Origin of the sequence: Bacteroides gallinaceum, assembly GCF_030373775.1 — a bacterium.
Lineage (GTDB): Bacteria > Bacteroidota > Bacteroidia > Bacteroidales > Bacteroidaceae > Phocaeicola > Phocaeicola excrementipullorum.
The window spans coordinates 1-12706 of record NZ_JAUDEN010000050.1 but is presented as its reverse complement, the minus strand read 5'-3'; the positions used below and the strand labels follow the sequence as shown (position 1 = coordinate 12706).

Below are 12706 nucleotides of genomic sequence, written 5' to 3'. Positions count from 1 at the left end.
AAAAACGCAGAAGGGAGATTGCGAAATTACTGAATGGATTATCTGGTATCTTGACTGCCTGCTCCGTTCCGTCGAGCAATCCGACGAAACATTGTCGAAGGTTCTTAACAAGGCCATATTCTGGCAAACCCATGCCGAAACAGTCCTGTCCGAACGACAACGTGAGGTCTTGAATTTATATTTGGACGGTTATCCCGGCAAACTGACGGCTAAGAACTGGGCAAAACGTGCAAAGGTATCACCGGATACAGCAGCACGCGATATAAAAGATCTGGTAGAAAAGGGTATTCTGATACCCCAGCAGGGGCGGGTTCGTGACGTATTCTACGGAATCCGGTGCAATGAGTCTATCATTGTCATCCCCATGCCGGAAGATGTATAATCGTTCATCATACAAGCATAAAGGCTGTGTGACATCGGTTCATCCAGACCGGCACACAGCCTTTATGCTTATCTTTTATTTACCACTCATATATGCTTCCCGATAATTCTCCTGAAGCATTTTCTCAATATCACTCTCCCGATAAAGGATTTTACCTCCCAACTGATAATAGGATATTCTCCCTTCATTACGATAATCCTGAAGCGTGCGTCTGCTCAGTTTCAATTGTGCCGACACTTCCTTGTCGGTCAGATAGCGTTCACCGCCCAGCACGGGACGGTTCCCGACCGCCAGATTCTCAATCCCGACTAACATACGGTCAAGACTTCCCATGATACGGTGTACCCATTCTCTGCTGTCTGTTCTCAGTTCACTCATGTTATTATGGATTTAGTGGTTATTGTTTAACTGTTATATGTTACGTCCTCTGTAAAGAGCCTCTTTTCTTCTGTCCTCAACTTTCTTGACGATACCCTGCACATCTTCCGGCTTATAGAATATCTTGTGATTGATTTGAGAAAAAGGCAGGGTACCGTTATCACGGAGTGTCTGCAGGGTACGGGGCGAGATGTTCAGATACCGGCATACGTCCTGATTATCCATCCACTTGTGCAGCGTCCTGTCATTTTCCCGGTTGCAAATTTCCATGACCCGATGCTCAAAGTATTCAAACTTACGCACCAATTCTTCAAACAGTTGTTTTTCTATTCCTACAAATTCCATATCGTTTCCTTTTTTGTTGATTGATGTTTATTCTTTTTTCGTTGTTTGCGACAAAGAAAAGCCATATATTCTGAAAGGCAATGGTTTCCGCTTAACTGGCAGCATGTGGCGCTGATTATCCTAGTTATGAGGTCACATTCATATCATTTTCTGCAAATATCCCTATATTCAGGGACTCCATCTGATAATGAATTACAGAATAAAAGATCTATGAACCTGATTCAATAAAGGTCCATAGCAATGGATAAGGAACGACTTATTTCCATGTAACCTTACTTCATCACTTTTCCAAACCATTGATTAGATAAGGAAGCAAAGAAGCGTTCCTTCAATGATTCACAGACATGAATATTTACTACAGTACGACAATACGACATTAAGTCAGTAAATATTCAAGTCAATAGATCAGTAACTGTTTGAATCCCCGGTTCATTATTTCATCAAACAGGAGAAATACCGCATTCCACACCGATTGCCCTGCATACAAACTGCAACTGGGCACATTATTGCCACATCCCGACCAACTGTTTGACTATTGGTAACTTATATTCTTTTTTTGCCGGACAATTCATTCTGAGATATATCGGAACATGGCAAACAAAATGAGAAAATACATTATGAACAGAAACGGAAAAACAGGCCTGTCCCCTCCATAAGATGATACCGGTAACGGTATTATTTCTCCCGAATTTATAGAGGGTATATTCAGAGCAGCTCAAAATAGCGGGACTCTGGTTTTTAGTGGAGCAAGTTTGTGTTTCGGGCAGACCGAAACCGCTTGCTCCCACTACTGGACGCAGTGAGAGGTTCATCCCGCTGGTCTAATCAGTACATTCATTTTATACAATAGTCAACAGATGGAAAAGAAAAAGAATACAGAAAGAAACAACAAGGGCGGCCGTCCTCCCAAGAGTACGACCGACAAACTGAAATACCGTGTTACCGTGAAACTGGCGACACCGGATTACTATACACTGAAAAGCAGGGCAAGAAGCGCAGGCATATCGGCAAGCGAATACCTGAGAGAATGTTTCCGTAAGGGATATGTACGGCAAAGACTTACAGCGGAACATTCCGACTATATCCGTAAGCTATGCGGTATGGCAAACAATCTGAACCAGCTGGCTCATAAGGCAAATGCCGGAGGATTCGATACGGCAAAGCTGGAATGCCGTGTACAGGTGGCAAGAATCGAAGAACTGCTGAACCATATCCTGCTATGATTGCGAAGATTGTAAAGGGAAGCGGATTCCGTGAGGTTACCGGCTATATCATTGACAGTAAAAAGAATGCCAGGATTATCGCACATGCCGGCTTGTTCATTGAGGATGTTGACACAATAACAAAGGCTTTCGAAGCACAGGCCGACATGAATCCGAAAGTATCCAGACCGGTCGGACACATTGCACTGGGATTTTCCAAAGAGGATGAAAGCAGGCTGACCAGCCGGATTATGGCAGAAATAGCTTTGGAATACATGGGACGGATGGGCATAAGGAACACACAGTTCTTTATAGCCAGACATTTCGACAAGGAGCATCCTCATATACATATCGCCTACAATCGGATAGATAATGACGGCAGGACCATATCCGACAAAAACGAGCGGTTACGGAGTGCACGCATCTGCAAGGAACTGACCTTGAAATATGGGCTACACATGGCCAAAGGTAAGGATCATGTCAAGACTGAACGTTTAAGGGAACCGGACAAGACAAAGTATGAACTTTACAGTCTGCTTAAAACGGAAGTCAGAAAGGCCGGAAACTGGAAGGAACTGATTACCGGATTAAACGAAAAGGGAGTGGATGTACGGTTCAAATACAAGGGAAATTCGGATGAAATACAGGGTATCGTATTTATCATGAATGGCTATTCCTTCAGCGGTTCCAAGATTGACAGACAGTTTAGCTATTCCAAGATAGATGCCGCGTTAAAGACACCGTCACATTCGGAAACCCAAAGACAGGTAGCTGTTCAGAGTGAACCGACCTATCAACTGGAATCGCATGGCTGTGAATTGTACAGCGATTCTTTTGGTCTGTTCACACCGAACCCACAACCGGAACAACCAGAAGGTTATCCGGACGATTATTTGAGAAAGAAGAAAAAGAAAAAACAACGTAAAATAAGATGGTAAAGTATGGAAAAAGACAATGTATATGTTTTGTTTGAAGAAATCAAGAACAAGATTGAGATGATAAACGGGAAGCTGGAACAGAAGGCCGGAACACCAACTGGCAGACAGGCAGAAGAAGTGATCCCGACATGCGTAAGGCATATTCACCGGCATAGTTTTGACCTCAGGTCAAGCAGAGTATTTTCTCTTTTGGTCGGAATGGGTGTGGTATGCAGCCTGTCCTTATGGGGAAATATCAGACTTTGGCAATCCAACCGGCAATATGCAGACGACGCCCTGAAGTTCCGTGCCATCCGCTCCTGGAGCGGATGTACTCCGGGAGATATTCTCTGGTTGAACAAGGTTTTTGACATCCATCGTGACGAGAAGGCCATCGAATGGATCAGAGAACAGGCCGATGGTTACGAGAACGAACTGAAAGCTGTTTCCGACAGCCTGATGCAGGAGAAACTTAAATTACAGGTAAAATCTGAATCCGATTGATATGGCCAGTGTGAAAGTAAAATTCAGACCTTCCACCATAGAAGGAAAGGAAGGTACCGTCTATTATCAGATTATCCAGAACCGTGTAATCCGTCAGTTAAAGACGGATTACCGGATATTTACGGATGAATGGAACGAAGCTGGAAGCTGTATCATTGTCGGTAGTTCGGAGAGAAGCAATCTGCTCCTTTCCTTGCAGGAACGCATGGAATGGGACCTGAAGCGGCTGGACATGATTATCCGACAACTGGATAACCGGAAAACCGGATATACGGCAGATGATATTATAGCTTCTTTTCAAAGCAATACAGAGGGACAGTCGTTTTTCAACTTCATGCAGGGTATCATAGCCCGTCTAAAACAGATGGGCAAGATACGCACGGCTGAAAATTATTCCTGCACCCTGAAAAGTTTCATGCAGTTCAGAGGGGACAGGGATGTTCTGCTGTCCGAAATTGATTCAGATTTGATGCAGCTTTATGAAGCCTACCTTCATGGAAAAGGTGCCGTACGGAATACCAGTTCATTCTATATGCGTATCCTTCGGGCGGCATATAACCGTGCTCAGGAAAAGGGACTGATGGAACAGCGCAATCCTTTCAGGCATGTCTATACGGGAGTGGACAAGACCGTCAAACGTGCCGTTCCCTTATCCGCCATCAAGCGTATGAAGAATCTGGATCTGTCCTTACAGCCTAATCTGGAATTTGCAAGGGACATGTTCCTGTTCAGCTTCTATACCCGTGGCATGTCGTTCATAGATATGGCTCACCTGAAAAAGAAAGATCTTCAGAACGGATTTTTATCGTATCGCAGACGAAAGACCGGGCAGCAGCTGGTTATCAGGTGGGAAAAATGCATGCAGGAGATTGTCGGCAAATACCCGGAAGACAGTCTCAGTCCTTATCTTTTGCCGGTATTGAAATATCCTTTTAAGGATATGCACAAGCATTACAGGAATGTCATGTCCGGAATAAACAGACACCTTAAAGAAATAGCCAGACTGGCCGATATATCCGTTCCTCTTAGCATGTACTGTGCCCGCCATTCATGGGCAAGCGCAGCCAAAGGCAAGAACATTCCGATTTCGGTTATCAGTGAAGGAATGGGACATGATTCCGAGGCGACCACACAAATTTATCTGGCTTCATTGGATAACTCCGTAGTGGATAAGGCTAACGCACAAATTCTGAAAAGTCTGTAGGATTGGAGAACGTTTAGCAAAAGCATTCATTTCTTAGACAGAGGGACTCACTCTTGCGCAAAGTTATACATTTTATTGAAAATCCTGCAATTCCGGCCGTTGGATTTTCATCCGGAAGTCATTGAATTTCAACTGTTGTTTAGCAACTCTACATATAATTCATCAGCAAATCAGCCTTATAGCCCGAAATCTCCCTCTGTCTAAGAAAGACGCAGACACCGGGACTTTCTCATCCCCTTTACGCACAGAAAGAAGATGGAGAAAACGACCGGAGAAGCCGACATACAGGAGAACAGGCTGAAAGAACTTTCACCCGACTTACTGAATACCTTGCTCAAAGATCATACAACGAGCAAGGAAGGAAAACAGTGTAATATATTCTGGGCTACTTCCGATTATGAACCGCTCGGCAAAGGTTATGAATACGGGTCACCGATTCTCCCAGAGTTGATAACCGGAAAGAACGGTCATGTGGTCATGCCCCGTGTACTGAAACACAGGGATACCCAAAGCACACGTTCCCGGGAAATGGCGGAGGTATTTACTCCGTCCTGGATATGTAATGCCCAGAACAACCTTATCGATGAAGTCTGGTTTGGCAGAAAGAATGTATTCAACCATGAAGTGACCTCTAAAGACGGTACACATTCATGGGAAATCAATCCTAATAAGATTGCTTTTCCTGAAGGCAGGACATGGAAAGACTATGTACGGGAAAACCGGCTGGAAATCACCTGTGGAGAAGCTCCTTATCTGGTAAGCAGGTATGATACGACTACCGGAACATTCATTCCTGTGGAGAAACGTATCGGCCTGCTTGACCGTAAGCTCCGTATTGTCAGTGAAAATACCACGACAACACGTGAATGGCTGGAGGCAGCCAAGGATGCTTACAGAAGCATCTATGCCTATGAATGGCAGGGCGACAGTCTTCTTCTTGCCCGTGAAGCACTTCTCTTATCCTTCATCGAATATTACCGGAACAAGTTCGGTAAAGATCCGCAAATTAAATCCATCAACCATATAGCCTATATCATCTCTTGGAATGTATGGCAGATGGACGGACTGAAAGGTGTTGTTCCGGACAGTTGCGGAGAACGTTTGCGGACGGAACCGAGCCTGTTCGGTACGATTGAAAGACGGGAACCGTGCGAGGGCTGTCTGAAAAATGACCTGACCAAGCACAACGGAATTTACTGCATTATCAAGGACTGGCGGGCTACAGACAAGACAACAGGCAAAAAGGGGAAACGAATCCGATTTATCGACCTCATAAATGAAGAAGCATGAGATTCACATCGTCCCTGAAACTAAAACTGATCTATGTGTTCCGTATCAATGATACGGCGCACCATGGATGCCTGAAGATTGGCGAGGCAACCTGTGAGGATGAAAACGTGTTCGGTCTGTTTCCTAACAGCAAGGCGCTCAATGAAGCGGCAAGAAAGCGTATCAACCAATATACACAGACGGCAGGCATCGCATACGATCTGCTATATACGGAACTGACCGTTTATAACCGTGGCGGACTCCGTTCATTCAACGACAAAGAGGTACACAATGTCTTGGAACGCTCCGGTATCAAAAAGAAAGTCTTCGATACAGTCAACAAAGCCAATGAATGGTTCATCACCGATCTGGAAACCGTCAAGCGTGCCATTGCGGCTGTCAAGGAAGGGCGGAGCTCCCTTTCATCAGCGGAAGTTACCCGTGAATATTCTCCAATTATATTCCGGCCGGAACAGCAGGAAGCCATCAACAAAACCAAGAAGCAGTTTAAGAAAGGCAACCAGATGCTCTGGAACGCAAAGATGCGTTTTGGAAAGACACTTTCTGCCCTACAAGTTGTCAAGGATATGGAGTTTCAGCGTACTCTGATTCTGACTCATCGTCCTGTGGTGGATGCCGGATGGTTTGAGGATTTCGGTAAGATATTTTACGACCGCAAGGATTTTGCATACGGTTCCAAGAACAACGGGGAAAGCTACAGCAGTCTTGAACGGCAGGCAGAAAGCCACGGATTGCATTATGTCTATTTTGCATCCATGCAGGATTTGCGTGGTTCTGAACTTGTTGGTGGCAACTTCGACAAAAACAACGAAGTATTTGCTACCGATTGGGACCTGATTATCGTTGATGAAGCGCACGAAGGCACCCAGACCGAACTGGGTAAAGCGGTTATGGGAGAGCTGGTCAAGGAACAGACCAAAGTATTGCGCCTGTCAGGTACTCCATTCAATCTGCTGGATGATTTCAAGGAGGATGAAATCTATACATGGGACTATGTGATGGAACAGTGGGCCAAGATGAGCTGGGACGAACTCCATTTTGGTGACCCCAATCCGTATGCCTCACTGCCTACACTCAATATCTATACCTACGATTTGGGACGGCTACTTCATGAATTTGTAGATGAAGATGTCGCCTTTAACTTCAGGGAATTTTTCCGAGTCAATGAGGCTGGCGGTTTCTGTCATGAAAAAGATGTGCGGGCTTTTCTGAATCTTCTTACCAAGGAGGACAAGGACAGCCTTTATCCATATGCCAACGAGGAATATCGGAATATTTTCCGCCATACACTCTGGATGGTGCCCGGTGTGAAGGAAGCAAGGGCACTGAGTGCCATGCTCCAGACACATCCGGTGTTCCAGCATTTCAAGGTGGTCAATGTAGCCGGTGACGGTGATCAGGATGAAGAGAGCCGTGATGCTCTGGAAGCCGTAGAACAGGCTATCGGAAAAGATCCGGATGTCACACGAACCATTACCCTTTCTTGCGGACGACTGACGACCGGAGTAAGTGTAAAGGCATGGACTGCCGTATTCATGTTGTCCGGTTCCTATAATACAGCCGCATCCAGTTATATGCAGACCATCTTCCGCGTGCAGACACCTGCCACCATCAATGGACGGATGAAGGAGCAGTGCTACGTTTTTGATTTTGCTCCGGACCGTACCCTGAAAGTGATAGCCGAAACCGCCAAAATATCGGCCAAGGCTGGAAAGACTTCACAAAGTGACCGCAAGGCCATGGGAGAGTTTATCAATTTCTGTCCCATCATATCCATTGAAGGCTCACAGATGAACCGCTTTGACGTACCCCGTATGCTGGAACAGCTGAAACGGGTATATGTGGAACGTGTCGTCCGTAACGGGTTTGAGGACAACAGCTTGTATAATGATGAGCTGATGAAGTTGGATGACCTGGAACTGCAGGAATTCGATGACCTGAAAAAGATTATCGGTCAGACCAAGGCTATGCCCAAAACCAATCAGGTGGATATCAACAGTCAAGGTCTGAACAATGAGGAATACGAGGAAAAGGAGAAGCTGGAGAAGAAACCTAAGAAGGAACTTACAGAGGAAGAGCGGAAACGGCTGGAAGAACTGAAAATGAAGACAAAGAACCGGGAAGCAGCCATTTCCATACTCCGTGGCATTTCCATCCGTATGCCCCTGTTGATTTATGGTGCGGAACTGAGTGATGAGAATCAGGAAATCACGATTGATAATTTTGCCTCACTCATTGACCCGCAGTCATGGGAAGAGTTCATGCCCAAGGGAGTGACCAAGCAGAAATTCAACAGCTTCAAAAAATACTATGATCCGGAAATATTCTGTGCTGCCGGAAAACGAATCCGTGCAATGGCCCGTGCTGCGGACAAACTGAGTATTGAGGAACGAATCGAACGAATTACGGATATCTTCAGTACTTTCCGTAATCCGGACAAGGAGACGGTGCTTACTCCGTGGCGAGTGGTAAACATGCACCTCGGTGATTGTTTGGGAGGATATAATTTCTATGATACAGAGTATCAGAATGTAATTTCTGAACCACGGTTTATAGACAAAGGAGAGGTTACCGCAGAAGTTTTCTCCCCTGAATCCTGTATTCTGGAAATCAATTCCAAATCCGGACTTTATCCGCTCTATATGGCATACGGCATTTACCGGGCAAGGGCAAAGGCTTCTCTTTTCGCTGTAGAAACAGTAGAAGAGCAGCAAGCTGTATGGGACAAGGTCATAGCTGAAAACATCTTTGTCATCTGTAAGACTCCAATGGCGAAGAGTATTACCAAACGTACACTTACCGGATTCCGTAAAGCAAAAGTAAATACAAGATATTTTGAAGATTTAATCAACCAGATTAAGAACAAGCCGGAAAACTTTATAGCCAAAGTTGCCAAAGGTCATTCTTACTGGAAAGCCATAGATAATGACAATATGAAGTTTAATGCTATAGTAGGAAATCCACCATATCAAATTATGGATGGAGGTGCTGGGGTCAGTGCAAAACCTGTTTATAACTTATTTATTGAAATAGCTAAACTTATAAATCCAACATATATTTCCATGATTATGCCTTCTAGATGGTTTGCAGGAGGTAAAGGATTGGACTCATTTAGAGCGAATATGTTGTCTGATAAACGAATTCGTTATATTTTCGATTATATAAATGCAAAGGATTGTTTCCCAACATCAAGTATTGGTGGAGGTGTAAATTACATATTATGGGATGCTAACCACCATGGGGATTGTTCGATTACAACTGTCCAAGGATTATTACGTGACACTGTATCACGCCCATTAGATCAGTTTGCAGTATTCATCCGCTATAATCCTGCTATCCATATAATTCAGAAATGTCAATCAGATAAAACCTTTGCCTCAATAGTAAGTACACGTAATCCATTTGGTTTATCATCAAATATTAGAGGCGATAAATCTGGAGATCTTCGTTTAATATCAAGTGAAGGGGTGTCATGGCTTCCTAAAACTGCTGTTTCAGTTTCGAATCAACTACTTTCTAAATATAAAATTCTTATGAGCAAAGTAACAGCTGAACATGCCGGTGAACCTGATAAAAACGGCCAGTTCAGAATAGTTTCAAGGACAGAAATTATAGGGCCAAACGATGTTTGTACGGATTCATATTTGATTATTGGTGCTTCGGAAGATAAGTCTATTGTTGAAAATGAATATAAATACATTCAGACTCGTTTTGCTAGATTTTTATTAATGTTAGCTGTATCTTCTATAAATCTTTCACCAGACAAGTTTCAGTTTATTCCATTGCAAGATTTTACGGAAAAATCTGATATAGAATGGAATAAGAGCATTTATGATATAGACAAACAGTTGTATATCAAGTATGATTTATCAAGAGAAGAAATTTCTTTCATAGAAAAAATGATAAAGTTAATATAAAAGTTTTATTCCTTCCTCTACCCTTACAAAATTATAAAAACACTATAAATGTATTGGGAATATTTAAAAATTTAATAGTCGTATCATTTCTTGAATTGTTTTGATACGACTATTTTAGGCAAAACGAAAGTTAAAACCCTTCTAGCTATGAAACCTTTTATTTTTCATGTTCATTTTCTTTCCTAATTTCTTTTCGCATTTCACACCAGGCATTAATACACATTTTACCCATACTAATAATAATTAATACTATTACTGGTGATATAAATGTACCAACAACACCTAGTTGAGAACCAATAGCAGTAGATAAAACTCCTATAATATATTGTTGGGTTTTATCAGAATTTAACTGAAGCTCCCTTCTTTCCTTTTCATAAACAGGGTCATTACCACATAAAAAACGCTCAACTTCTAAAACTATTTTATCACGATAAATAGCAGAATGACTAGAATCACCACCAAATTTAGCAGTATTACTTGGTGATGCAATCAACCATTTGTCTGCAGCCTCTAAATAATTATTATTTGTTCTATCCAATATAACATTAATTATATCTTGTTGATATGAATCGAGCCCTTTTATAATTTCTTGAGGAGGCAATTGAATAAATTCATCAAGTGTCATAGTTATAACATTTTTAAAATATATTCAGTAGAAACGGCATGAGTTGTTTGATGCAAAGTATGTGGATCAACACCACCTAGCGATATAGCCCCCTGACTGTTAGGCGCATAAGAACCAATAACCATAGCAACTAATTTCGAATCTGTTTCTCTAAATACAGGGCTACCAGATTGTCCAGGCCTAGTTTGAATATTAAGGACTAAATGCTTTGATTTCACATAAGATGACTCTATCAATATTTTGGCTCCAACAGTGGTTTCCTGATAAGTTAGTACATTACGTCCTTGAGTACAATGCGGGTATCCTACTATGCTCAATCGTTCCGAAACCATTATGTCATCTGTAGAACCAATACAAATATTAGAAAATATATCTTTGTCAGATTTTAATAGACAGATGTCATGTACTGGATCTATTTTTTCAATATTGACCTTAATATAAACAACTTTAGTATCAGAAGTATCCTGATATGTTAGCATATTTGTGTTTGGATTTAACGCTACAACTAAATTGTTATCATCATTATTTGTAACATGAGCTGCAGTTACAAATATTCCTGGTTTATTTAATAAGAAGCAAGTTCCCAATAACTGTATTCCTGCTGGTGTAATTCTTCCAACAGTATATACTAATCTATGTAAGTTTATAATATCCATAGTAAATTGTACTTATAATAGTTCCTAAATAGCTGGGTATCGAAATACCCAGCTATATTCATCAATCGCCTTTCTTATGAATGTGAGGCTTAAGAGATGGTGTATTGCCGGGAGTTTTTTTATTGTCTCTCTGTCTTCTATCTGGTTTCCCAGTAGATATTGCAATTCTCTTTGGTCCTGGTTTTATTCCCATATTTATTTTATTTAATTAATGGCTCAGCTTCAAGAAAACACAATATATTTGTATTTTACAAGGCAAATCACTAATTTTGCAGCTGATTAATATAAAATATATCCCATAGCCATTATTATTCAGGGGTAATTTGCCTTCTACAATGTTATTGGCATATGTGTATATGCACATTAATCATTTGTTGATTTGAAAGCCTTGGAAGAAAATAAAATCCTTACCAAGACCTTCTCTTCATACAAAAGGTTAAGCGTATTGGATTAATCTCCATGTTACCGCTTTACCACAATAAGGAGGCATTACGTTGCCTTTAGCAATAGGTGCTGTAGTAGTAGGAAAGCCGTCAACTTTCCAAACTCCACTTACAGGACATCTTTCTCCAGTTCTTGCAGTCATATTAATTATGATTTGGGGTTAATTACTCTTTAGGCACCTGGCCAGCCTAATTTGGCCGCTCATTTCAGGATGAGCATCCTTTAATTGAAACAAAGCATCCCTCAAGGCTCCCCCCTTGGGGGATGTTTGTTTTTGCAAAGATACGTATTTTTGGGAAAACAACAAGTATGTTTACAGAAATTTTCTCAATTAAATAAGAAAAAGTAGGATTGTTACATAAAAAATGGAGGATTAGTTCCTTATATTTCTTTTAATGTGTTCAATTCTTGATTTCTGATGAACTGCATTTCCGCATGATACAAGGACTGACTTATTTCAGTCTGCCAAATGGAGAAATGCAGCACAAGACCACCAAGAAAGCATGTATATGCGCCTTACGGTCGATTATGTAAAGCTTGTAACTGGCAAAGTCTATCCAGATTTCCCTTCCAAGTATATAGTTGCGTGATAAGAAAGATTTATGTTTATATTGGTAATACGGATTTATTTTTTGAATTGAGTATACCCATAACTGTTGGAACATAGAGTATTCCTTATATAGCAATTGAATGGTCAGATGGCGGTCACAGGTAAGACCCTTGGCATAGTCTGGTAACAATTCGTCTAGTTCGTTTTTCTACCCTGACAGTTGAAGGAATGGAGGAAACTGTAGTAGGCTGCGAATCTAATCCTAACTCATCTTGCCTACAGTAATATAATT

At 41.9% G+C, this 12706-nt stretch carries 10 protein-coding genes and 1 pseudogene; 7 read left to right on the top strand and 4 right to left on the bottom strand.

The window, feature by feature from the left end:
• Positions 1-382, top strand: a pseudogene (locus tag QUW60_RS14675) (Fic family protein); the annotation flags it as partial.
• A 75-nt stretch (positions 383-457) separates the two neighbouring features.
• Here the strand turns inward: QUW60_RS14675 and QUW60_RS14670 are convergent.
• Both QUW60_RS14670 and QUW60_RS14665 read right to left on the bottom strand, forming a co-directional pair.
• Positions 458-760, bottom strand: a complete 303-nt coding sequence (locus tag QUW60_RS14670; protein ID WP_022459656.1) for a helix-turn-helix domain-containing protein — start codon at positions 758-760, stop codon at positions 458-460.
• A gap of 33 nt (positions 761-793) precedes the next feature.
• Positions 794-1105, bottom strand: a complete 312-nt coding sequence (locus QUW60_RS14665; RefSeq protein WP_009319098.1) for a helix-turn-helix domain-containing protein — start codon at positions 1103-1105, stop codon at positions 794-796.
• A gap of 857 nt (positions 1106-1962) precedes the next feature.
• On the opposite strand from QUW60_RS14665, the gene QUW60_RS14660 reads away from it, so the two are divergent.
• The 6 genes from QUW60_RS14660 (at position 1963) to QUW60_RS14635 (ending at position 10139) form a co-directional block, all read left to right on the top strand.
• Complete coding sequence (locus tag QUW60_RS14660) at positions 1963-2328, top strand: MobC family plasmid mobilization relaxosome protein (RefSeq protein ID WP_119965829.1); 366 nt, start codon at positions 1963-1965, stop codon at positions 2326-2328.
• A complete protein-coding gene (locus QUW60_RS14655; RefSeq protein WP_289561421.1) occupies positions 2325-3245 on the top strand; it encodes a relaxase/mobilization nuclease domain-containing protein in 921 nt (306 codons plus the stop codon). The genes QUW60_RS14660 and QUW60_RS14655 overlap by 4 nt, the downstream gene beginning before the upstream one ends.
• A 3-nt stretch (positions 3246-3248) precedes the next feature.
• The gene (locus tag QUW60_RS14650; RefSeq protein ID WP_289561419.1) at positions 3249-3728 is read left to right on the top strand and encodes a hypothetical protein; all 480 of its coding nucleotides are present in this window, start codon (positions 3249-3251) and stop codon (positions 3726-3728) included.
• 1 nt (position 3729) lies between these two features.
• Positions 3730-4932 carry a site-specific integrase gene (locus QUW60_RS14645; protein WP_289561417.1) on the top strand — a complete coding sequence of 401 codons (1203 nt, stop codon included), beginning with the start codon at positions 3730-3732 and terminating at the stop codon, positions 4930-4932.
• Between the two features lie 255 nt (positions 4933-5187).
• Positions 5188-6222 carry a restriction endonuclease subunit M gene (locus QUW60_RS14640; protein ID WP_289561414.1) on the top strand — a complete coding sequence of 345 codons (1035 nt, stop codon included), beginning with the start codon at positions 5188-5190 and terminating at the stop codon, positions 6220-6222.
• Entirely contained in the window at positions 6219-10139 is a 3921-nt protein-coding gene (locus tag QUW60_RS14635) for an Eco57I restriction-modification methylase domain-containing protein (protein ID WP_289561412.1), read from the top strand. The genes QUW60_RS14640 and QUW60_RS14635 overlap by 4 nt, the downstream gene beginning before the upstream one ends.
• A 157-nt stretch (positions 10140-10296) precedes the next feature.
• Here QUW60_RS14635 and QUW60_RS14630 read toward each other — a convergent pair whose 3' ends face one another.
• Positions 10297-10764 carry a hypothetical protein gene (locus QUW60_RS14630; RefSeq protein ID WP_289561410.1) on the bottom strand — a complete coding sequence of 156 codons (468 nt, stop codon included), beginning with the start codon at positions 10762-10764 and terminating at the stop codon, positions 10297-10299.
• Positions 10765-10766: 2 nt separating this feature from the next.
• Positions 10767-11420, bottom strand: a complete 654-nt coding sequence (locus QUW60_RS14625; RefSeq protein WP_289561408.1) for a S1 family peptidase — start codon at positions 11418-11420, stop codon at positions 10767-10769.
• Positions 11421-12706: the final 1286 nt, after the last annotated feature.